The organism is Syntrophales bacterium (assembly GCA_035363115.1).
Lineage (GTDB): Bacteria > Desulfobacterota > Syntrophia > Syntrophales > PHBD01 > PHBD01.
On the sequence record DAOSEM010000003.1, the window covers coordinates 137,294 to 160,325 of the forward strand.

The following is a 23,032-nucleotide window of genomic DNA, read 5'->3' on the forward strand; positions in this document are numbered from 1 at the left end:
TGCCCTCCGCTCTCGTGCGATTTCAATAAGGGGCCGGGATTCATCCGGTCCCTTCCTCGATGATGATCGTAACTGCTTTTCGGGACAGCCTGCGGTTACCCGCCGTCTTGGGAGCCGCCCTGGATGGAAAGACTTGTCAATCCTCCATGATATTTATTCTTTGTTGCCTTGGACGGCCGGGCCGCTGCCGGACAGGGATCACCCTTCCCGCCGTCGCAACGGCCGGTGGAGGAAAATCCTGTCCGGAAGAAATCCCACGGCCTTCAGAAGCCGTCGGCCCGAAGGGCGGGCAGGCGAAACGCAGGAAGCAGTGAAACCCTATCCGACTGCTTCGCCTGCCCGCTCCGGCCCCGGATCAGGCCGCCCGCTCCAGAACGGCGATCTCGTCGATGTTCAGAATCTCGTCAATGTCCAGCAGGATCTTGATCCCGCCGCCTGCCTTGGCCATTCCGAGAATATAGTCCGTGTCGAAGCGGCTGCCGAAGTTGGGGGTGTCTTCGATGTCGCCCGCCTTGATGTTCAGGACTTCCGAAACGGAGTCCACGACGATGCCCATATGGATTTTCTTTCCCGCACCGCTGATCTCCACGACAATGATGCAGGTCCGCTCAGTGTAATCCATGGGGTCCATTCCGAACTTCAACCGCAGATCCGCAACGGGAATGACCTTGCCCCGGAGGTTGATGACCCCCTTGACGTACTCTGGTGTCTTGGGGACCGTCGTGATCGGCATCATGCCGATGATCTCCTTGACCTTGAGGATACCGATCCCGTACTCCTCGTCGTGCAGCGTGAAGGTCAGATATTTCCCCTCGCGCTCGACTGTGGATTTTCCCATGAGTTCCATTGCTTCATGTTCATTCTGGCTCATAATTGTTTTACCTCCTGAGTGTGTTTGCTGTCTGAATGTGCTCAAGCTGCTCCGGAGCGTTTGCAGGAAAACGCTCGCCTTGATCCGCCGGCCTCCCGGCCCGGTTGTCAATGGTGTCCAGGCTGGTGCCGAAGAGTGACGTAACCTCTCCGAGGTGCATGCTCATCTGCTGGGCCTGGGCGGCCAGCTCCTCCGCCGCGCTTGCCGATTCCTCCGCGCCGGAAGCGGCCTGCTGGGTCACCTTGTCGAGTTCCGCGATGGCCTGGTTGATCTGCACGATTCCCTGGGCCTGCTCCCCCGAGGCAGCATTGATTTCCTTGATGAGGGCGTTGGTCTTCTTGCCCTCGTCTCCCATGGAATAGAACTGCTCCAGGGTCTTGCTCACGAGAGAGGCCCCCTCCTGGATATGGCCGGACATGGCGCCGATGATCCGTTCCGTGTCCCTGGCCGCTTCCGCCGAACGGGTCGCCAGATTCCGGACCTCTTCGGCGACGACGGCGAAACCGGCGCCGGCCTCCCCGGCCCGGGCCGCCTCGACGGCCGCATTCAGGGCCAGCAGGTTGATCTGAAAGGCGATCTCGTCGCTTGTCTTGATCACCTTGGCGGCCTGATCCCCCGCATCGCCGATCCGCTTCATGCAGGAGTCGGTTTCGCGGAGGGACTTGTGGCAGCTTTTCATGAGCCCGAAGGTCACATCCCCCGATCTGGTCATGCTGGTAGAGTGGTCCGACGTTTTATGGGTCATGGACGACAACTCCTCCAGGGATGCGGACGTCTCCTCGATGGCCGATGCCGCCGTGGAGGTCCCCTCCGCCAGGGCCTGACTGCTGGCGGCCACCTGTACGGAAGCGCTGGAGATCTGGTGTGTGCTTTCGTAAAGGCCCGCCAGGATGCCTGAGAACCGGTTGCTGACGGATCGGATCGTGAACCAGCCGCCCAGCAGGCAGAGCATGACGCCGGCGAGGGTTCCCCCGATCAGAAGGGCGGCCTGAGCTCCCGGACTGAGGTAGTTTTTCAGAAGATTCGCAGATCCGGCATATCCGATTGTCCCCCCGCCGAGAATCAGTGCGGATGAAAAGAGATTGTTCAGCAACATGCTCTGCCGCAGATTCATGGTTCCCTCCTATGTGTTCGTTTCGCTGAGTTCGAAGATCCCCTCCACATCAAGAATCAGCCCGATCTGTCCGTCTCCCAGGATCGCACCGCCGGAGATCCCCCTGAGGTTTTTCATCCCGTCGCCCAGGCTCTTGATCACGACCTCTGTTTTCCCAAGGATCTCGTCGACCATGAGGCACTTGCTGCGGCCTTCGCCCTCCGTGAGGACCATGATCGCCTCCATGGGGTTCTGGATGGAGTCGCTGATGGAGAACAGGTCGTTCAGGCGGACCAGCGGGTAGAGACGGCCCATGGCGTGGATCATCTCTCCCTTGCCGACGGCGTTCGTGTAGGCATCCGAGGCGGGACGAAGCGCCTGCCGGATGGCCGTTGTGGGAAGAATGTACCGTTCCGGCCCCACCTGGACGATCATTCCGTCGATGATGGCCAGTGTCAGGGGGAAACTCGTGACGAATCTCGTTCCCGCTCCCGATCGGCTTTCGATCTCGATCTTGCCCCGGAGTTTTTCCACGGCCTGCTTGACTACATCCATCCCCACACCGCGGCCGGAGACGTCGGTGACTTTCTCCGCTGTGGACAGCCCCGGCAGGAGGATCAGCCGGAACACCTCCTGGTCCGTCAGAATCTCCCCTCCCGAGATGAGGCCGTTCTTCTCGGCTTTCTTGATGATTTTTTCCCGGTTCAGGCCGCGCCCGTCATCGGAGATCTCAATGATGATGTTCCCTCCCCGGTGATAGGCCTTCAGACGGACGAGACCGCGCTCCGGCTTGCCGCTCTGGAGCCGCTCTTCCGGTGCTTCCAGGCCGTGATCGACGGCATTTCGCACCAGATGAACCAGGGGATTGTAGATCTCGTCGACCATGTTGCGGTCGATTTCGGTGTCCTCCCCGTCCAGCTCGATGCCGACGTTTTTCCCGTTGTTCTTCGCCAGATCGCGGATGAGGCGGGACATGCGCTGGAATGTCTGCTTGATGGGAACCATGCGCAGGCTGGTGGATGCCCGCTGGAGCCCCGATGTGATCCTGGAGAACTGGGCCACGTTCTGGGTGAGCGCCCGGTCGGCGCTGAGCGTCCGGCTGATGTTCTGCTGGATCATGGAATGGGTGATGACGAGTTCCCCCACCATGTCGATGATGTCGTCGAGCTTCCGGATGTCGACCCGGATCGTGGCCGTATCGGCGGCCTGCTCAGCCTGCTTGCGGAGCGCCTGGGTGACCTGTTTCGGAGTGGCGATTCCCTCCTCGATCAGGGCCTCGCCGAGCTTCTTTCCCGGTTCGGCCTGCGTCGCCTTGAGACCCGCATCCAGGCCCCTTTCCGTGATGACGCCGTCGGTCTTGAGGATCTCGCCCAGCTTTGCCGGCTTCTGGGCCGGTTCCGCGCGGCCCTCATCAATGGCCTTGATGCGCTCGTAGATGGATGTCGTATCGGCAAACTCCGCCGCTTCAATCCGGCCTTCCAGCTGTTCCTTGATCTGCAGGATCATGGACTTCAAGGCGTCCGAGCCGTCGAGCACGACATCGATGACGGGAGGGGTCACCGTCAACTCGCCGTTGCGGGCCTTGTCCAGAAGGTTTTCCAGGTTGTGGGCCAGATCGCGGATGACGTTCAGATTGAGGAAGCCGGCAACACCCTTGATGGAATGAAACGGCCGGAAGATGACGTTGATGTACTCGCGGTCTTCCGGATTCTGCTCCAGGTTCAGGATGTTGACTTCGATCTCCCCGATGTATTCCAGGGATTCTATGATGAAATCGCGCACCAGCGCCTCGTCCTGAAACACGATGGCCTCCGGCTTTTCCTCCGGGGCGGCGGTTTCCGGCGACGCGGCCGCTTCCTCCGCTCCGCTTTCTCCCAGGGTGACTCCGGTGAGGGCTGTCACGCTCCGGAGAAACGCCGTCTGATCCGGTCCCGGCTGCGCAGGAAGGTCCGCGTCCCGGACCATGCCCTGCAGCAGCTGTAGGCCCGACTCGAGAGCGGCAAAGCCGGCCTTCTTGTCGTCCAGGGAGTCCAGCACCATTCGCTCCAGGAGGAGATTCATGCCGTCGGCAATCGTCCGGAGCGGCGCGAATTCTTCCGAGGCCGCTTCCTGGAGAAGGCCCTCCAGGTGGTTGAGGAACTTACCCGCCGTGGGGATGTCGATTTCCTGTCCTTCCAGGAACAGGAAATCAGAGGCCATTTCATCGATTTTGCCTGCAAGCTTGTCTTTTTCCATGTCTCATACCATTCGGATAATTTCGCCGGCGATGGAGGTCAGGGACATGACCCGGTCCGCTGCGCCGGCTTTGATGGCTTCCTTCGGCATTCCGAAAACAACGCAGGACTTCTCGTCCTGGGCGATGGTCTTCGCCCCTGCCTTCTTCATTTCCAGGAGCCCTTCCGCGCCGTCGCTCCCCATCCCTGTCAGGATGACGCCGACGGCATTGGCGCCGGCGTATCGCGCGGTCGACTTGAAGAGAATGTCCACAGCGGGTCGCTGGTGGTGCACCATCGGGCCCGTCTTGACCTCCACGTAGTACTGGGCGCCGCTGCGCCGGAGGATCATGTGAAAATTGCCCGGCGCGACGAGGGCCGTGCCCGGCACCACGGGATCGTTGTTTTTCGCTTCGCGCACCGTCATCTGGCAGATTCCGTTCAACCGGTCTGCAAAGGCCGCGGTGAAATTGGCGGGCATGTGCTGGACGATCACGACGCCCGGCATGTCCGCGGGAAGCTTCGTCAGGACCGCCTTGATGGCCTCCGTGCCGCCCGTGGAGGCCCCGATGGCGATCACCTTGTTGGTCGTCTCCGTCATGGACCGCTTGACCGTGGTTCTTTCCACGACGGTCTCCTGTTTCTCCTGCGACCGGTCGCGAGACAGGTTGGCGACGGAAGCGGCCCGGATCTTGTCTACCAGCTCGGCCCGGATATCCGCCACGGAGTAGGAGCCGCCCGGCTTGGCCACGACATCCACGGCCCCGACGTCCAGGGCCTCCAGCGACATGGCGCTGCCCTTGGGCGTCAGGGAGCTGACGATGACGGTGGGAACGGGATAGTACTTCATCAGTTTCTTCAGGAAGGTCAGCCCGTCCATCCGGGGCATCTCGATGTCCAGGGTCAGAACGTCCGGCTTGAGCTGGACGATCTTGTCCCGGGCGACGAAGGGATCCGGTGCGGTGCCGACCACCTCGATGTCCGGATAGGTGGACAGCTCCTTTGTGAATACGTTCCGGACGATGGCCGAGTCGTCTACAATGAGCACTTTGATCATGGCTGCGATCCGTCCTTCTCGTTGTTAGAAATCACTGGTTCCCGAGTCGTCCTGGTATGTCCCTTCTTCGGTGAGTCCCAGGATGCGGTACAACTCCGACCGCAGCTCCTCCGGTACAAAGGGTTTCTTGAGAAACCCCCGGGCACCCATGCGCTCCGCCTCTTCGATCCGCTCGCGGTTTCCCTCGGTGGAGACCATGATCACGGGAATCTCCTGGAACAGCTTGTCCCTCTTCAGCTCCTGCAATAGTTCCATTCCGTTCATTTCCGGCATGTTGATGTCGGAGATGATGACGTCCACCCAGTGCCGGGAAAGGATCTCCAGGGCCTGGCGTCCGTTGGCCGCCTCGAAGCATTCCGCTACGGGGATCCCCGACAGGTTGATGACCTTGCGGATGACGGCCCTCATGGAAAGCGAATCGTCGGTGATGAGGATGTTGAAGGACATGTGGTCTCCTTTGTGCGGCGGCCCGCCCTATTTCCTGTAAATGCTGGGCTGCACGTAGTGGAACTGGTGGTCCAGGCCCGTCAGGGTTTCCGAGTGGCCGATAAAGAGGTGGCCGCCGGGCAAAAGGACGTCGTGAAAGCGCCTGACGACCCCGCTCTGGGTTTTCTTGTCGAAATAGATCATCACGTTCCGGCAGAAAATGAGGTCAAACGGATGCGTGAAACGGGGGACCTCCATCAGGTTGAACCGCTCGAAGCTGATCTGCCGGCGGAGTTCCGGCTTGACCCGGAGCTGGCCCTCGGATGCGCCCGTGCCGTACTGAAAGTACCGTTTCATCATCGGCGGAGGGACGCCTTTCACCTTGTCCGCCGGGTACACGCCCTGCATGGCCGTGCGGAGAACACGGGTGGAGATGTCCGTGGCGGTGATTTGAAAAGGCACGGGCCGGTCCCTGAGACCCTCGCTCAAGCACATGGCGACGGAGTAGGGCTCCTCGCCGGTGGAGCAGCCCGCCGTCCAGATCCGGATTGCCTCCGTCCTTCCCTTCTTCTCCTTCTCTCTGGCAAGCTCGGGAAGGAGGGCCGTCAGTTTCTGAAAATGCTTTTCCTCCCGGAAGAAGTACGTGACGTTGGTGGAAATGGAGTCGATCATGGTGATCAGCTCCTCCGTTCCCTCCGCCGTCGTCACATACTTGTAGTAATCCAGGAAGGACTTGAACCCCCCTTCCCGCAGGCGCTTGCCGAGTCTTGCCTTGACCAGGTCCTTCTTGCCCTCGTGCAGGCAGATGCCGCACTGCTCGTAGACGAGACGGCTGATCTTGTCGTACTCGTTATCCTTCAGTTCTGTGGCGGACTGAAAGAGTGTCATCTTAGAAATCCTTGAACTCGCCGTCTTCGAGGGGGATGATGTCCTTGGGTTTCATCCCTTTTGCCGGGGCTGTGCCGGCCGCGGGGGGACGCTTCAGGGTCGGAAGGCGGAGCTTTCGCGCAGGACCTTCCGACAGATGTAGGGCACCGTGCCCGTTGGAGCTGCTGCCGCCGATGACGGAAAGGAGCTCCATGGACACCTGCTTCATCTGCTCAGCCTGGGCGTTCATCTCTTCCGAGGCGGAGGCCGATTCCTCGGCGTTCGCCGCCGTCTGCTGGGTGACCTTGTCCATCTCCGCGACGGCCTTGTTGATCTGGTCGATGCCCTGGGCCTGCTCGCTGGAGGCGGCGGCGATCTCCCCGACCAGCTCCCCGACCTTGGCGGAGTTTACGGCAACCTCGCTGAAGGCCTCGCTTGTTTTCCCCACCAGATCGGACCCTTCCCGGATCTTCTTGACGGTGCCCTCGATCAGGCCCGAAGTGTTCTTCGCGGCCTCGGCGGCCCGCATGGCCAGGTTCCGGACCTCTTCCGCCACGACGGCAAATCCCGCCCCGGCCTCCCCGGCCCGCGCCGCCTCCACGGCCGCGTTCAGGGCCAGGAGGTTGGTCTGGAAGGCGATCTCGTCGATGGTCCGGATGATCTTGGAGGTCTCCTCGCTCGCCGCAGTGATCTCCCGCATGGAGCTGGTCAGATGTTCCATGGAATCGTTGGCCTTCTTCACGACGGTGTTGGCCTGCTTCATGAGGGCGTCCGCCTGGGAGGCGTTGCCGGCGTTCTGTTTCGTCATGGAGGACATCTCTTCCAGGGAGGAGGAGGTCTCTTCCAGGGCCGCCGCCTGCTCGGAGGCTCCCTCCGCCAGGGACTGGCTGGAGGCGGAGACCTCACCCGCCGCTGCGGAAACCTGCTGCGCCGCCTCGCCCAACTGGTCGGCAGAGTGTGTGATGGGACGGCTGATGCTGCGGGCGAAGAAGAGGACGCCCACGACGGTCAGGGCCAGGAAGCCGACGGCGATGACCAGGATGAAGTTCCGGATCATGTGGGCCGCCGCGAGAAACTCCTGCTGATCCTGGGTGAAGCAAACGGACCAGCCGGTGAGCTGAACCGGGGCGAAGCCGGCGATCTTGGCGACGCCGTTGAAGACATACTTCTCCGTGCCGGTGTCTTTCGCGATCATCCGCTGGGAGATTTTTTCCATGCCCTGCATCTTGGTAGCGTTGAGCTCCAGGATGAATTCCTTCTTCGGGTGGGCGATGACGGTACCCACGTGGTCGGTCATATAGGCGTACCCTGTCTTCCCGATCTTGACAGAGACGATCTGCTCGACGAGAAAGTCGATCTTCAGGGCGACCGCCACGATCCCCCGGAACTCGCCGTTGCCTCCCACAATGGGGGCGGCCACGACCGCGACGGGACTCCCCGTCTTCTTGGACTTGATGACGGACCCGACGTTTGCCTTGCCGGCCTTCGCCGCGGCGAAATAGTCCCGTTCGCCGATGTTGATGCCGACATAGGATCCGCCGACGCCGTCCGCGCGGATCGCGCCGGTCGAATCGGTCACGAAGATCGTCTCGTAGTCATGGCCGATCTTCTTCATGGTTGCCGTCAGGCGCTGGGTCGCCCCGTCGATTTTGCCGCTTGTCGCCTCGATTACGTTCACGTCGGCTGCGATCCCGGAGATGAGCTTTATTTCCTCCAGGAGCGCCATGTTGACGAGTCCGCTTACGTTCTTTGCGACGAGCTCGACCTGGTTTTCCGAGATGTCGGTCAATGCCTCGGACGACTTCCAGGCGCTGAACGTGCCGACCACGATCAGCGGGATCAGGACAATCAGGATTCCGCCGGTGATGAGTTTGAAGTTCAAAGACCGCTTCTTCATGAAAAATCGCCTCCTTGCATCTATTTCGGCCCTCGCGGGGTCGTTGCGGGAATTATGCGTCTGGGCAGTCCAAAGCAATTTTAGGGCCATCTTGATTTTGCGATTGTTCCGGACGATCTCGTATCGCCTGCCCGTCGCGTAGCGGGAAAACGACAGGGAATCACGATGCAGCAGGGAAAGCCGGTTCTGCGGTATTGCTGCGATGTGCCACCGTTTCTCCGACGGATCGAAAGACGGGACAGGTGCGAGGGGTAACCGGGAGGGACGAAAAGATAATGATTCCAGCCTTACAAATTGCTTGACAATTCCTGTCATGAAATTGACAATCCGTCAAACCCTTGGAGTCGGAGGAGAAAAACCCATGGCGAAGCGCCACCGGATCCTGATCGCCGAAGATGATGACATGAGCCGCCAGAATCTGAAGGACCTTCTGGAGGAAAGCGGTTACGAGGCCGTCGCCTTCACCGACGGCAAGGAGGCCATGGATGCCTATGTCACCGACCGCTACGACCTGGTCCTGACGGACCTGCGAATGCCCCGCATCGATGGTTTGGAGCTTCTATCCTTCATAAAGGAAATCAATCCGGATGCGCTGGTCATCCTGATTACCGGTTACGGAACGGTGAACACGGCGGTGGACGCCATGAAAATGGGCGCGTTCGATTACATCACCAAGCCCATCCGGGAAGACCGTCTCAAGATCTCCGTCAACCGGGCGCTGTCCTTCCATAAACTGAAGGAAGAAAACGTGGTTCTGAGGGACCACCTGAAAGAGCGATTCGATCTGGGCAAGCTGATCGGCTACAGCGAGACCATGAAGAAAGTCTTCGAGAAGATTCAAAAGGTTTCCACCACCGACAGTACGATCCTGATTCACGGGGAAAGCGGGACGGGGAAGGAGCTGGCCGCCCGGGCGATCCATTTCAACAGCGAACGCAAGGAGGCGCCCCTGGTGCCGGTCAACTGCGGAGCCATTCCCGAAGACCTCCTGGAGAGCGAGCTCTTCGGCCACGAGAAGGGCGCCTTCACGGGGGCCATCCGGACCCGGATGGGACGGTTCGAACTGGCCCAGGGAGGCACGATCTTCCTGGATGAAATCGGCGACATGAGCCAGGCGCTGCAGGTCAAGGTGCTCCGGGTCATCCAGGAAAGGCAGTACGAGCGCATCGGCGGAGTCCGGACCTTCAACGCGGATGTGCGGATCATCGCCGCAACGAACCAGGACCTGGAGGATGCCGTCCGGGAAAAGCGTTTCCGGGAGGACCTCTTTTACCGCATCAACGTGATCCCGATCTACCTGCCGCCCCTCCGGGAACGGGGCTTGGACGTGGCCATCCTGGCGAACTCCTTTCTCAAGAAATTCAACAAGCAGAACAAAAAGACGGTGCCCCGGTTTTCCGCCGAGGCGATCCAGGCCCTCATGGACTACCCCTGGCCGGGCAATGTCCGGGAACTGGAAAACATGGTGGAGATGCTCGTGGTCATGAAGGATTCCGGGGAGATCACCGTCGAGGATCTTCCGGAGAAAATCGCCTCGCGCAAGAGCAGGGTCGAGCAGGTCTACTCTGTCGACTTTCCTGACGAGGGCGTCAATTTTAACGACATGGTGATCCAGTTCGAGAAGGATCTTCTCCTGAAGGCCCTGGAAAAATCGGGGGGAGTCAAGAATCGAGCCGCCAAGCTGCTGAATCTCAATCGGACTACCCTTGTGGAAAAACTGAAACGATTGTAACCACTTCCTGTTTTGTTCCCGAAATGGACCTTCCTTTGTCGTCCGGCGTCGAGGCCTTTTTGAGTGTGGTCTCGAATTTGCATTGCCGCATCCTGAAATGATTCCTCGCTCAGGATGGCAAGGTGGATATCGTCGTCGGCATTTCTGACATCAAGTGCAGCAACCGGAAAGAGGACGTCCTCGTGACCTATGCGCTGGGATCCTGCATCGCCGTGGCCGTCCATGATCCCGTGGCCGGGGTGGCGGGACTGCTTCATTTCATGCTCCCCGATTCCACCCTCGACCAGGCGAAGGCGGGCCAGGCGCCGGCCATGTTCGCCGATACGGGGATCCCCATGCTGTTCAAGTCCTGCTATCAACTGGGCGCCGAGAAGAAGAGAATGACCGTCAAGGTGGCCGGTGGAGCCAGCATTCTGAACGATACGGACTACTTCCGGATCGGGAAGAAAAACATCACGGCCATGAGAAAGATCTTCTGGAGGAACAATGTCCTGATCAATGCGGAAGATACGGGGCTGAATTTCAACCGGACGGTTCGACTCAGCGTGTCCGACGGCAAGTGCCTCGTCAAGGTGTCGAACGGAACTTTGAAGGAAATCTAAATGGTCGAGAAAATACTGCAGTCCATCCGAAAGCTGCCCGCGTTTCCGGCCTCCGTGCAGAAAGTCGCGGATCTGCTGCGGGACGACGACTATTCGACCCAGGATCTGGTGAAGGTCATCCAGTACGATCAGGCCATCACCGCCAACATTATGAAAATGAGCAACTCCGCGTATTTCGGCTCAAGGCAGAAGATCCGGACCATCCATGAAGCCGTGGTCTTCCTGGGGCGGAGACATCTCCAGTCCGCCGTGTTCACCGCCGGCGCGTCCCGTTTTTTCCAGGCGTCCAAGGGCGGCTACGTGGACAAGGGGAAGGCGCTGTGGGAACACTCGGTCGCCGTAGCCGTGATGTCCCAGATCCTCTCCCGGCAGCTGCGCAAGCGCGAGGACCAGGAGCTCTACACAGCGGCCTTGATGCACGACATCGGGAAACTGATCCTGGGGGAATTCGTCCAGGACGCCTTCGAGAAGATCCAGGTCCTGATGGAACGCAGAAGCTGTTCCTTCCTGGAAGCGGAGGAGGAGATCCTGGGAATCAACCATGCGGAGCTGGGAGGAAGGATCGCCGATCAGTGGAATTTTCCGCCGGCGATCCGGGACGGGATTGCGTTCCACCATCGCCCGGACCTCCTCGAGGACGAAAATTCCAATGCCGGCCTGATTTATCTTTCCGATCAGTTCTGCCTGATGGCGGGCATTGACGGAGGACTCGACGGCCTTGCCCACCGGGGCATCGGTTCGGTCATGAAACAGTTCCAGCTCCGGGAGGTCGACCTGGAAAAGAACCTGATCGTCCTTCTCGACGAGCTCGACAAGGCGGCGGACGTCCTGCATCTGGTCAATTGAAAGGGCGGATTCCAGAGGGGAGAGAGTATGAAGAAGCAGGGATACGGAGAAACCGAGCAGCAACTGGTCAAGGCCATCTTCGATGTCTTTGAGAAGATGTATTACCTGTACCTGGAGCCGCTGGAGGGAGAAGAGAGCGCGCCGTCATGGCAGGCCTCGATCGGGTTCACGGGAGTCCTGAACGGACGGTTTGACGCCTGGTTCAGCGGGGAGATCGCCACGGCAATGGTGGAGAACAGCCTGGTCCTGGAAGGGGATGATGTGACGGACGCCCTGAGGGAGGACTGCCTCAAGGAGTGCGTCAACATGATATGTGGCAGTTTTCTCCGGCTGGTCGACTCCGACCGCATTGCGAATCTCACGCTGCCGTCCTGCGGAAGGGCGGATGCGGCACCTGTGCCGGCGGAAGGCGGGGAGGCGGGGGAGATCCATCTCCGGTTCGATGCCGACGGGATGCAGGTCGTGTTCAGGGCAACGATTTCATAAGGTACATAGAAAGGGGCACCCAATATGGACAAGGGATTAAAACTTCTGATTGTTGATGATTTCGCCACCATGAGGAAGGTGATCCGGAACATTCTCAAGCAGATCGGGTATGAGAACGTCGTGGAGGCGGAAGACGGATCAATTGCGCTCCGAGTACTCAAGTCCCAGAAGATCGACCTGATCATCAGCGACTGGAACATGCCCAACATGACCGGCCTGGAACTCCTCAAGGCCGTCCGCGCCGATGAAGAGCTCAAGGCGACACCCTTCCTCATGGTCACGGCCGAGGCGCTGCAGGAAAACGTCGTGGCGGCGGTCAAGGCGGGGGTGAGCAATTACATCGTCAAGCCCTTCACGGCGGAAGCGATGAATGAAAAGCTGCAGAAAATTCTGGGGTAGTGAAGAACGGTTAGGAGAGACCTATGGACGTTCGCTTTATCAATGCATTCCTGGCCGGCACCACGGATGTGCTCCAGATGATGGCTTTCGTGGAGCCGAGGCCGGGGAAGGCCTTCCTGAAGAAAGACAACGCGGCCAAGGGGGATGTCTCCGGCGTCATCGGCCTAACCGGTGCCGCTCGCGGTTCGCTGGCCCTCACGTTCAGCGAATCCTGCATTTTGAAGGTCGTTTCGAACATGCTGGGCGAGGAACAGACCTCCATCAACGGCGATGTCAAAGATGCTGTGGGGGAGCTGACCAACATGGTCTCCGGATCCGCCCGCAAGAAGCTGGAGTCGGAAGGCCTGAGCGTTACGGCAGCCATCCCCACGGTGGTGTCCGGCGGCGGGCATTCCATCCGGCACGTTCTCGGAGGCCCTTCCATCATCATTCCTTTTGAGACGGATTACGGTCCCTTTTTTGTGGATGTCTGCCTGATACTCGCCAACGGTTCCTGAAACGATTCCCCTCAAGGACGGTATCGGATCGATGAACGCGGTGAAACGACAACAAGCGGCGGGAATCCCCCCCCCCGGGGGATCGATCTTCTCCGGAACACCCGGGAAGTTCCCGGTCCGCGCGGCCCACGGCGATGACCTCTCCCGAACGGGACCAGGATAATCGCCGCATGGGTGATTGACCGGATCACCGGTCGTCTCCGGCCGGGCCGAAGGAAAGCGCCGACATCGGAGGAACCGTCATGACGAGCCGGGAAGCGTTCTCGCGTCTCCGCTCTTTTTTTCAGCCCCCCCGCGTAGCGGGAGAGGAGGATGTCCGCCATGCGGCCGTTCTTCTCCATCACCTGACGAACGGCATCCTGCTCCTGTGCCTGCCGGCCGTCCTGATCGTCATCCCCTTTTTCTATGAGCGCAAGGGGACCAGCGCCGTGTTCGTAGCCGTGGTCCTCGTCCTCGTCCTCGTCTGCCGGCATCTCCTGCACCGGGGTGCCGTCCGCAGGGGCGCAGCCCTCCTTCTCTCCTCCCTCTGGATCGTCATATTCCTGGTCATGATCGCCGGGAAGGGTCTCGGGGACGCAAACATCACATTTGTCACCGCACTCATCGTGATGACGGGGCTCCTCCTGGGGCAGCGCGCCGCCCTGGGTGCCACGGCCGCTTCCGTCGCGATGCTCCTGGTCCTGACGCTGCTGGAAACCTGGGGTCTCCTGCCCCTTCGCTTCTTTCCCCAGCCTCCGTTTTCGCAGTGGAGCCAGGCCACCTTCGCCATCCTGGTCACCGTCCTCATGTTGAACGACGCCCTCCGGACCCTGGACCGGTCTCTCCGGACGTCCCGCCGGGAGAGCCGGGAGCGCCTGGCTGCACTCGATTCCCTGCAGGAGAGCCGGGAACTGTTTGTCCGCACGGTGAACACGATTCCCGATGTCGTGATTCGGGTCAACGGGGAGGGGGTGATCGAATACGTGAATGATCATGCGCTGGAGGTCGGAGGCTACCGGCGGGAGGAAATGGTCGGGGCCGATATGCTGTCCTTCCTCGCACCCGACGACCGGGACCGGGCCTTCCTCAACACGATTCGGATGCAGGAGGCCCCTTTGGGCCCGATCGAGTACCAATTCCTTTTGAAGAGTGGCGGGCGGCTCACCGCGGAGGTCAACGGTGACGTCCTCCGCCGCGAGGACGGCTCCCCCTTCGGCGCCGTCTTTGTCTGCCGGGACATCACGGCCCGGAGAAGGGAGGAGGAGCAGCGCCGCATCACGCTGCACAATTCCCAGTCGGGAATCTTTATTGCCACGGACGGACTTCTCCGCTACATAAATCCCAAGGCCGTCTTCCTTTCCGGATACGCGGAGGAAGAGCTCCTGGGAACGTCGAGCATTCGTTACGTCCATCCGAAGGACCGGGAGACGGCGGGCCGGCAGGCCCGGGACATGCTGGCGGGCAGGCGGACCACTCCCTGCGAATACCGGATCCGGACGAAGACAGGCGGTGTCCGGTGGCTCATGGGCACGTTCACCCCGGCCATGTACCAGGGACAGCGGGCCGTTCTCGGCGAAATGATGGATGTCACGGAATTGCGGGACGCCCGGGAAGAGCTCGAACGGGTGCAGGAGCAGCTTCTCCAGGCACAGAAACTGGAGTCGCTGGGGACGCTGGCGGGCGGCATCGCCCACGACTTCAACAACCTGCTCATGGGCATCCAGGGCTATGCATCGCTGATGCTGCTGGAGACGAAGGAGAGCCATCCGCATCACGAAAGACTGAAGGCGATCGAGTCGCAGGTCCGGAGTGGCTCGGATCTGACCCGCCAACTCCTGGGTTTTGCCCGGGGAGGGCGATACGAGGTGAAGCCGACGGATCTCAACGATCTGCTCCGGAAAACGGTACTCCTGTTCGGCCGGACCAGAAAGGAGATCCGCGTATTCGAGAAGTATGCGGGCCGTCCCCTGGCGGTCGAGGCGGACCGGGGGCAGATGGAGCAGGTCTTCCTGAATCTGCTCGTCAATGCCTGGCAGGCGATGCCCGGGGGCGGCGAGCTTTATGTGGAGACGTCCGGCGTGATGCTGAACGAGGAGGACAGCCGGGTCCACCTGGTTGCTCCGGGGCGCTACGTGAAGGCCGTGATCGCGGATACCGGCGTGGGAATGGATGAACGGACGCGACAGCGGATCTTCGATCCGTTTTTCACAACCAAGGAGATGGGACGGGGGACGGGCCTGGGACTGGCCTCCGCTTACGGGATCGTCAAGGGACACGGAGGATTCATCCAGGTGTCGAGTGAGCCCGGCCGAGGGACGACGTTCGGGATTTTCCTGCCGGCGTCGGACCGGGCGCCGGAGGAAGAAGCACAATCCCGAGACGATGCGATGAAGACGGGGTGTGAAACGGTCCTGGTGGTGGATGACGAGACCTTCATTCGCGACGTGACGAAGGAGATGCTGGAAGATCTGGGGTACCGGGTCCTGACGGCGGGGAGTGGCGAGGAGGCGGTTTCCCTGTTCGCTTCCGGGGGCGGAGGAATCGACCTGGTGATCCTGGACATGATCATGCCGGGAATGGGGGGCGGAGAGGTCTATGATGCTCTGCGGGCCATGAATCCGGAGGTTCGTGTGATCCTCTCCAGCGGATACAGCATCGACGGGATGGCACGGGAAATCATGGAGCGCGGCATTCGCGAGTTCCTCCAGAAGCCCTTTCGCATCGAGGATCTCTCCCGGAAGGTCCGCAGCGTCCTGGCGGAGTGAGCCGTCATGAACGGCAGACGGAGGCGGGGTACCCCATGGATGAGCGCCTGAAGCAGGTTGAAGCCTATATCGGCCGCATGCCGAGCCTCTCCACGACAGTCGCGAAGGTCCTGGACATCTGCAACCGGCCGGACACGTCTCCCAACGACCTGAACCGGGTGATTTCACTCGATCCGGTCCTGACGGGAAGGGTGCTCCACCTGATCAATTCCGCATATTATTCCCTTCCCGACGAAGTGACGTCCCTCACCCGGGCCATCATCGTCCTGGGCATCAACACCGTCAAGAACCTGGCCCTGAGCACGGCGATCCTGGAGGCTCTGGGAGGCGGCGGAGGCCGCAAGGCGCTGTCCATGGATGAGTTCTGGACCCACTCCATCGGGGTGGGGGTGATTGCCAAATCCCTGGCGGCCCGGCAGGGCGTTCCCGCGATCCGGCGGGAGGAATACTTCGTGGCGGGTCTGCTCCACGACTTGGGGAAAATCCCCCTGAGCAGCGTGTTTCCGGATGATTACGGTGACGCGGTCGCATTGTTGGAGGACGGGACAGCCGAATCCAGCAGCGAGGCGGAGGAGCGGGTCCTGGGGATGAATCACGGGCGGATCGGCGTCCTGATCGCCGACAAATGGCGACAGGCGGAGTCCATGCGGGAAGTGATGCGCTGCCACCACGATCCCCCGGCCGCGAAGGACGAGTGGCGGCCCATGGTGACGATCGTCCGGCTGGCGGATGACTGCTATCATCTATTCAGGCGCTGCGGAAGCCGGGAACTCTCCGCGGACGATCCCCGGGTCGCCCGCCTGGGGGCGGAGACCGGGATGGACATGCCGGCGGTCGGGGAGCTCCGCGACGCCGTCACGGACGAAATCGAGCGGGCGAAGATATTCCTGAGCATCGCGGGGAAGGCCTGACATGATGAAGATCCGGTTCTGGGGGGTTCGGGGATCCATCCCCTGCCCCGGGCCCGACACCGTCCAATACGGCGGCAACACCCCCTGCATCGAGCTTCGGCTTGAAGGCTCCAGACGGACCGTGATCATCGACGCCGGTTCAGGCATCCGGGAACTGGGCAACCTCATGATGGCCCGCGACCTCCCCGGGGGGCCGATCCGTGCCGACCTCTTTCTCACTCACACCCACTGGGACCACATCATGGGCTTTCCCTTCTTCACGCCCGTCTACGTTCCCGGAACGAGGATCAACATCTACGGGCCCGCGACCTATGAAGCGGAGACGATGCGGGATGTCATGGGCGGGCAGATGGCCTACCGGTACTTCCCGGTCCGCTGGACGGACCTGGCCGCGGAGATCCGGTATTTTGACCTGAAGGAAGAGCATATCGACCTGGGAGAGGGGCTCCGGGTCTCGACCATCTATCTCAACCATCCCGTCCTGAGCCTGGGATACCGGTTCGAGCGGGAGGGCGCGGTTCTCTGCACCGTCTTCGACACGGAGCCGTTCCGGAACATCTTTGCGACGGATCCCGACGATCCCTCCTACAGCGCGGAAATGGCCGCGGAGGGGGAAGCCGTTGCCAGGGAACGGAACCAGCGCCTCGAGGCGTTCTTCCGGGGCGCCGACTGCCTGGTCCATGACGCCCAGTACACCCGGGAGGAGTATGAAAACGGGAAAACCGGCTGGGGGCATTCGCCGATGGAGCACGCCATCGAGGCGGCCGGAAGGGCCGGTGTCGGGAAGCTGGTCCTTTTCCACCATGAGCCGATGCGGACCGATGCCGGGATGAACGCCCTGGCGGCAACACTCTGCCCGGCCGGCACGGGAGGCCGGCCGGAGGTGCTGTTTGCCCGCGAGGGCCTGGAGTTGGATATCGGGTAACGCTCGCGACGTTAAAACGGAAACCGCTGCTGCTGCGATCCTGTCGCCGGGTCCGTGATGCCCTTCCGGAACGGGCACGGGTGGCAGAGCGGGAAAGGAGGCCTGCCGCATGCCGATGGATGTTTTGACGACGCTCCGCTCCTGGCTCCGTCCCCCCGTGTTTCCGGACGACGAGTTCCAGACCCGCGCGGCCGGGGTGCTCGCCACCATGCTGGCGTTCATGCTCGCGCTGGTGCTTTTTTCCCTCCTTGTCGGAGTCCCCTTCATCTACGGTGAGAAACTGGCCAGCGCCGCCACCAGCCTGTTTGCCCTGCTCGTCGTCCTGGGCGGCTACCTGCTGATGCACCGCCGGCGCATCCGCGCGGCCGGCGCGTTCGTGATCGCCGGGCTCTGGATCCACTTCCTCGCGGTCGTCATCCTGGGCAGCGGCATGAAAGACACGAACCTGGTCCAGTTCGTCGTCCTGCCGGCCGTGGCGGGGCTGATCCTGGGCTGGCGGGCGGCCGTCTGGACGATCGCACTGGCCGTCCTGACCTGCCTCACGCTGGCCGTCCTGGAGATCCGGGGAGTCCTGCCGCTGTACTTTTTCCCCCAGCCGCCCCTGGCCCGCTGGATCACCCTCGCCTTCGGCATCGTCCTCCTGGCGGCGACGCTCCGTCAATCCTTCCGGGCGCAGGAGGACCTGCTGCGGTCCGCCCGGGAGCAGCTCTCGGAACGCAAGAAGGCCGAGGAGGCACTGCAGCGGAGGACGGAGCAGGTGTCCGCCGTCACTGCCAGCCTGCCGGGTCTCGTCTATCAGTTCTATGCCCGCCCGAACGGCGAGATGGGGCTTTCTTACCTAAGCGACCGGGCCGCGGAGCTTTTTGGATTATCCAGGGACACGGCGGCATTCTTCGAGGAGTTTTCCTCCCGGGTCCACCCCGACGACCACAAACGATTCGTGGATTCGATTGCGGAGTCGGTCGCAGCCTTTCGCCGATGGGATTTCGAGGGCCGGTACGTGAGAGATTCCGGTGATGTAATGTGGTTCCGGGGCCTGTCCGTGCCGACATGGAGGGGAGATGAGGTCGTCTTCAACGGGATCCTCCTGGATGTGACGGACCGCCGGGCGGCGGAAGAGGCGCTCCGGAGGACCGAGCAACGCTACAGCACGATCCTCGAGGAGATCGAGGAAGGCTACGTCGAGTTCGACATCGGCGGGCATGTCACCTTCTGCAACGAATCCTTCCGGCGGGCCATGGGCTACGGGGAGGAGGAGATCCTCGGCTCCAGCTACAAACAATTCACGGCGGACGAGGACGTGCGCAGGCACATTGCCCGGGCCTATGGCGAGATGTTCCTCACAGGGGCGCCCATCCGGAGATATGAGCTGGACCTTCTCTCCAGGAAGGGGGAGCGTCGCACCGTCGAGCACTCCGCATCGGTTATCCGGGATGCGGACGGTCGTCCCGCGGGTTTCCGGGGCGTTTTCCGCGACATCACGGAACGGGTCCGCGCGGAGGAGCAGTACCGCATCATGGCGAACAACTCCCAGGCGGGGGAGTTTATCGCCATCGGCGGGACGTTCCGGTTCGTAAACCGCCACGTGCTGCAGTACACGGGTCTCTCGGAGAAGGATCTGATCGGGACCTCCACCCGGGAGATCGTGCACCCGGGGGACCGGGACATGGTGAGGACGAAGGCGCGGCGGATGCTGAGAGGGGAACCGGGTCCGCCCTACGAGTACCGGATCGTAAACGGGAGCGGAGAGATCCGCTGGATTCTCGAGTCGGTGACGTCGGTTACCTACCAGGGGCAGGCGGCGGTCCTGGGCAACAACATGGACGTTACGGAGATCCGGGAGGCCCGGGAGAAGCTGGAGCACATGCAGGAGCAGCTGCTGCAGGCACAGAAGCTGGAGTCCCTGGGGACGCTGGCGGGAGGGATTGCCCATGACTTCAACAACCTCCTCATGGGGATCCAGGGGTATGCGTCGCTGATGATGCTGGACCTGGAGGAGGGGCATCCGCACCTTGAGAAGCTGAAGGCGATCGAGTCGCAGGTCCGGAGCGGGTCGGAACTGACGCGCCAGCTCCTGGGGCTTGCGCGCGGCGGACGTTACGAGGTGAAGCCGACGGACCTGAACGAGCTGGTGGCGAAGACAGCCAGAATGTTCGGCCGGACAAAAAAGGAGATCCGGGTCGACGAGAAGTACGATGGATCGCTGTGGAGCGTGGAGGTGGACCGGGGCCAGCTGGAGCAGGTGTTTCTGAACCTGTTCGTGAACGCGTGGCAGGCGATGCCCGGGGGAGGGGACCTGAGCCTGGAGACGTCGAACGTGGAGCTGGATGATGTGTTTTGCCGGATATACGGGATTGGGGCGGGCCGCTACGTGAAGGTGTCCGTATCGGACACGGGGGTCGGGATGGACGAGCGGACGCTGCAGCGGATCTTCGATCCGTTTTTCACGACGAAGGGGATGGGCCGGGGAACGGGCCTGGGACTGGCGTCGGCATACGGCATCCTGAAAGGTCACGGGGGGATCATCACCGTGTCCAGTGAGCCCGGCCGGGGGACGACGTTCGAGGTGTATCTCCCGGCGACGGGGGAGGCTGTCTTGCGGGAAGAGCCGGCACCGTCGGGGATCGAGCGGGGCCGGGGGGTGATTCTGGTGGTGGATGATGAGCCGATGGTCCGGGAGGTGACGCGGGAGATGCTGACGGGGCTGGGATACCAGGTCCTGACAGCGGAGAGCGGTCCGGAGGCTCTGGAGGTTTTCGGATCCCGGGGGTCGGAGATCGACGTGGTGATCCTGGACATGATCATGCCGGGGATGGGCGGCGGCGAGGTGAATGATGCACTGCAGGCGATGCGGCCGGGGGTCCGGGTCCTTCTGTCAAGCGGGTACAGCCTGGAGGGCCAGGCCTCGGAGATCCTGGAGAAGGGGGTCCAGGGGTTTCTCCAGAAGCCGTTCCGCCTGGACGAGCTTTCCCGGAAGATCCGCGAGGTCATCGAAGCCTGAGCACGAAAGAACTCTGGCGGACGATGCTCCTGCGGCAGGAAAGCGGGTATGGCGGGTCCCGCGCTCAGCGGGACGCGGGAGCGGAGCCGCCCTGGGTCGGGCCCTGTGAAGGTGCCGGCGGCGCTTCCGATGTTCCCGTTCCCACCTGGGTGGCCGCCGGGATCGGCACGGTCGCGCCGGGAGGAATGGGCGGTGCCGCCGGGGGCGATGCCGCGGTTCCTTCTCCCTGCAGGACGATCACGCTGATGCGCCGGTTCCGGGGGTCCTTGGGATTCTCCTTGATGTAGAGCTCCTGGTCCGCGTAGCCGACGACCCGGGCGATCTTGCCGGGGTCGACGCCGTCGTTCTCCATTTCCCGACGTGCGGCGGATGCCCGGGCCGTGGAAAGCTCCCAGTTCGTGATCTGGGATCCCCGGAACGGGGCCGAGTCCGTGTGTCCCTCCACGGCGATCCGGTTCGGCAGCTCCCGGAGGTTTTCCGAAACAAGGTTGAGGATCGTCCTGGCCTTGTCGGTCAGGTCCGCACTGCCGCTCTGGAACATCGTGCTGCCCTCCAGGTCGATGATCTGGATGCGAACCCCTCCCTCGATGATGTCCACCTGAACCTGGTCCTTCAGTTGCCCCAGCTTTTCGTCCACGGCTTTCTTGAGCTTCGTTGCCAGGTCCTGGGGGCCCAGGCGGATGGCCTTGTTGGTCAGGGTCAGGACCGCGGCGTTCTTGTCCATGAAAGAGCGGCCACCTGCGGACTCCTCTTTAAATACATTGAAATTCTTGAAATATTCGGAAACGGCAAGCTTCTTGTCGGGCGAAACCATGGTGATCAGCCACAGGAGAAGGAAAAAGGCCATCATGGCCGTGACGAAATCGGCGTAGGCCACCTTCCAGGAGCCGCCGTGATGCTCGGCGTGCTTCTTCTTCTTGATCCTGCGGATGACGATGGGAGCGCGATCTTCCATGCCGGTTTCCTCCGCTGCGGTCAGCGCTTCGCTTTCCGCAGGGCCGCCTCGACATCGAGGAAGCTGGGCTTGTCGTGGGAGGGGATGACCCTCCGTCCGAATTCAATGGCCACCTTCGGCGCCGCCCCGCCGATGAAGGCGATCAGCGCGGCCTTGTAGACCTGGAGGTACTGGATCTCCTCCATGGCCTTGTGCTCCATGTTCCGGCCCATGGGTCCGACAAACCCGTAGCACAGAAGGACGCCGAGAAAGGTTCCCACCAGGGCCGCCCCGATGCTGTGCCCGAGGACCTCCGGCGGGGCGCCGATCTTTCCCATGGTCAGAACGACGCCCAGGACCGCGGCGACAATACCGAGTCCGGGGAGGCCGTCGGCCACGAAGGTCACGGTCTTGGAGGGATTGATCATCTCTTCGAAATGCCCTTCGATTTCCGTGTCCATGAGGGCCTCCAACTCGTGGGGGGCGATGGTCGTGGTCATGACCATCCGGAGCGTGTCCGTCACGAGGCCGATGGCGCGGGGGTTCTTCAGGATCTTGGGATATTTGTTGAACAGGGCGCTCTTTTCCGGCTGGTCCACGTCCGATTCGACGGAGACCAGCCCCTCCTGGCGGATCTTGTAGAAGAGGCCGTTGAGAAGCATCAGGGCCTCCAGGTAGTCCGCGGATCCGAGGGACTTGCCCGTGAAGAGGTCGAGGAACGAAGCCATGATGCTCTTGAGCAGTTTCATGGGCGTCGCGATGATGAGGCCTCCGATGGCCGCCCCGCCGATGATGACGAGCTCCGCGGGCTGGAAGAGGACCGAGAGGTTCCCATGCTCCATGAGGTAGCCGCCGATGACGGCGACCAGTACGACGACGCAACCGATGATGACGATCATGAACTACTCCGCCTGCCTTTTTTCACGGAGGATTTCCCTCTCGCGCTCGAATACGAACCGGACGATCTCGTCGCGGATCTGGTCGTCCATTTTTACGAAGGATGTGGCTATAATATGCCCGCTGGTCTGCCGGTCCACCTTGATGACCTCCCCGTAGGCAAAGAGGGCCGCCGGCTGGTTTACGGTGAGGATCATCTTGATCTCCACCATGTCCCCCGGTTCGAACGGCTCCGCCGAGGAGAAGCTCATGCCGCTTCCGCTGATCTGGACCGCCTTGGATTGGAGGGACTGAAAGCCCTCGGCGTGGATCGTCAGCAGCCGTACAATGCCGTCCAGCTTGTTGTTGAGCATCTTCAGCCATTCATAAAGGATACGGTCTCCGATTTCGGGGACGGGAACGTTCGATCCCGTGAGCAGGGAATCCCCTGCCATACGGCAGCGCACGATGGGACGCTCCTCCGGCAGGATCTTGCGGAAAGACATGGGGATATACGCATACACTCTCGAGAATTCCCTGCGGTTTGCCGATGTTTCCTTTTCCATGGGTGTCATCTCATCCTTTTGTATTCCGTGTTCGTGTGTGGCTCGAACCGACATCGCTTCGACCCGGTTTTAATGCAAAGGAAATGCCA

20 protein-coding genes are annotated in these 23,032 nt (G+C 61.6%); 10 read left to right on the forward strand and 10 right to left on the reverse strand.

Features of this window, described 5'->3' with window-relative positions:
- Positions 1 to 355: 355 nt before the first annotated feature.
- From PLO63_08460 to PLO63_08490, 7 genes are read right to left on the reverse strand one after another with little or no spacing between them, the layout of a single operon-like run.
- Positions 356 to 871: a chemotaxis protein CheW gene (locus tag PLO63_08460; GenBank protein ID HOI74163.1), complete on the reverse strand. Its 516-nt coding sequence runs from the start codon at positions 869 to 871 to the stop codon at positions 356 to 358.
- A gap of 7 nt (positions 872 to 878) precedes the next feature.
- On the reverse strand, positions 879 to 1,985 hold the full coding sequence (locus PLO63_08465) for a methyl-accepting chemotaxis protein (protein ID HOI74164.1): 1,107 nt from the start codon (positions 1,983 to 1,985) through the stop codon (positions 879 to 881).
- Between the two features lie 9 nt (positions 1,986 to 1,994).
- Complete coding sequence (locus PLO63_08470; protein ID HOI74165.1) at positions 1,995 to 4,199, reverse strand: chemotaxis protein CheA; 2,205 nt, start codon at positions 4,197 to 4,199, stop codon at positions 1,995 to 1,997.
- 3 nt (positions 4,200 to 4,202) lie between these two features.
- Positions 4,203 to 5,234, reverse strand: a complete 1,032-nt coding sequence (locus PLO63_08475) for a chemotaxis response regulator protein-glutamate methylesterase (GenBank protein ID HOI74166.1) — start codon at positions 5,232 to 5,234, stop codon at positions 4,203 to 4,205.
- A gap of 24 nt (positions 5,235 to 5,258) precedes the next feature.
- Entirely contained in the window at positions 5,259 to 5,681 is a 423-nt protein-coding gene (locus PLO63_08480; GenBank protein HOI74167.1) for a response regulator, read from the reverse strand.
- A gap of 27 nt (positions 5,682 to 5,708) precedes the next feature.
- Positions 5,709 to 6,548: a protein-glutamate O-methyltransferase gene (locus PLO63_08485; protein HOI74168.1), complete on the reverse strand. Its 840-nt coding sequence runs from the start codon at positions 6,546 to 6,548 to the stop codon at positions 5,709 to 5,711.
- Between the two features lies 1 nt (position 6,549).
- Positions 6,550 to 8,424, reverse strand: a complete 1,875-nt coding sequence (locus tag PLO63_08490) for a methyl-accepting chemotaxis protein (GenBank protein ID HOI74169.1) — start codon at positions 8,422 to 8,424, stop codon at positions 6,550 to 6,552.
- A 361-nt stretch (positions 8,425 to 8,785) separates the two neighbouring features.
- On the opposite strand from PLO63_08490, the gene PLO63_08495 reads away from it, so the two are divergent.
- The 10 genes from PLO63_08495 to PLO63_08540 all read left to right on the forward strand — a co-directional run bounded on the left by PLO63_08495 (position 8,786) and on the right by PLO63_08540 (position 20,567).
- Positions 8,786 to 10,156: a sigma-54 dependent transcriptional regulator gene (locus tag PLO63_08495; GenBank protein HOI74170.1), complete on the forward strand. Its 1,371-nt coding sequence runs from the start codon at positions 8,786 to 8,788 to the stop codon at positions 10,154 to 10,156.
- Between the two features lie 122 nt (positions 10,157 to 10,278).
- Positions 10,279 to 10,758, forward strand: a complete 480-nt coding sequence (locus PLO63_08500; GenBank protein HOI74171.1) for a chemotaxis protein CheD — start codon at positions 10,279 to 10,281, stop codon at positions 10,756 to 10,758.
- Complete coding sequence (locus PLO63_08505) at positions 10,759 to 11,604, forward strand: HDOD domain-containing protein (protein HOI74172.1); 846 nt, start codon at positions 10,759 to 10,761, stop codon at positions 11,602 to 11,604. It begins immediately after the preceding gene.
- Between the two features lie 27 nt (positions 11,605 to 11,631).
- Complete coding sequence (locus PLO63_08510; protein ID HOI74173.1) at positions 11,632 to 12,090, forward strand: chemotaxis protein CheX; 459 nt, start codon at positions 11,632 to 11,634, stop codon at positions 12,088 to 12,090.
- Positions 12,091 to 12,114: 24 nt separating this feature from the next.
- A complete protein-coding gene (locus tag PLO63_08515; GenBank protein ID HOI74174.1) occupies positions 12,115 to 12,489 on the forward strand; it encodes a response regulator in 375 nt (124 codons plus the stop codon).
- 23 nt (positions 12,490 to 12,512) lie between these two features.
- Entirely contained in the window at positions 12,513 to 12,986 is a 474-nt protein-coding gene (locus PLO63_08520; GenBank protein ID HOI74175.1) for a chemotaxis protein CheX, read from the forward strand.
- 242 nt (positions 12,987 to 13,228) lie between these two features.
- Positions 13,229 to 15,730 carry a PAS domain S-box protein gene (locus PLO63_08525; protein HOI74176.1) on the forward strand — a complete coding sequence of 834 codons (2,502 nt, stop codon included), beginning with the start codon at positions 13,229 to 13,231 and terminating at the stop codon, positions 15,728 to 15,730.
- A 35-nt stretch (positions 15,731 to 15,765) separates the two neighbouring features.
- On the forward strand, positions 15,766 to 16,641 hold the full coding sequence (locus PLO63_08530; protein HOI74177.1) for an HDOD domain-containing protein: 876 nt from the start codon (positions 15,766 to 15,768) through the stop codon (positions 16,639 to 16,641).
- A 1-nt stretch (position 16,642) separates the two neighbouring features.
- Entirely contained in the window at positions 16,643 to 17,566 is a 924-nt protein-coding gene (locus tag PLO63_08535) for an MBL fold metallo-hydrolase (protein HOI74178.1), read from the forward strand.
- Positions 17,567 to 17,675: 109 nt separating this feature from the next.
- The gene (locus tag PLO63_08540; protein ID HOI74179.1) at positions 17,676 to 20,567 is read left to right on the forward strand and encodes a PAS domain S-box protein; all 2,892 of its coding nucleotides are present in this window, start codon (positions 17,676 to 17,678) and stop codon (positions 20,565 to 20,567) included.
- A 64-nt stretch (positions 20,568 to 20,631) separates the two neighbouring features.
- Here PLO63_08540 and PLO63_08545 read toward each other — a convergent pair whose 3' ends face one another.
- The 3 genes from PLO63_08545 to PLO63_08555 are packed head-to-tail and all read right to left on the reverse strand — an operon-like array spanning position 20,632 to position 22,943.
- Positions 20,632 to 21,522, reverse strand: a complete 891-nt coding sequence (locus PLO63_08545; protein HOI74180.1) for a flagellar motor protein MotB — start codon at positions 21,520 to 21,522, stop codon at positions 20,632 to 20,634.
- A gap of 20 nt (positions 21,523 to 21,542) precedes the next feature.
- Positions 21,543 to 22,400 carry a flagellar motor stator protein MotA gene (gene motA, locus PLO63_08550; protein ID HOI74181.1) on the reverse strand — a complete coding sequence of 286 codons (858 nt, stop codon included), beginning with the start codon at positions 22,398 to 22,400 and terminating at the stop codon, positions 21,543 to 21,545.
- A 3-nt stretch (positions 22,401 to 22,403) separates the two neighbouring features.
- Positions 22,404 to 22,943: a PilZ domain-containing protein gene (locus PLO63_08555; GenBank protein ID HOI74182.1), complete on the reverse strand. Its 540-nt coding sequence runs from the start codon at positions 22,941 to 22,943 to the stop codon at positions 22,404 to 22,406.
- Positions 22,944 to 23,032: the final 89 nt, after the last annotated feature.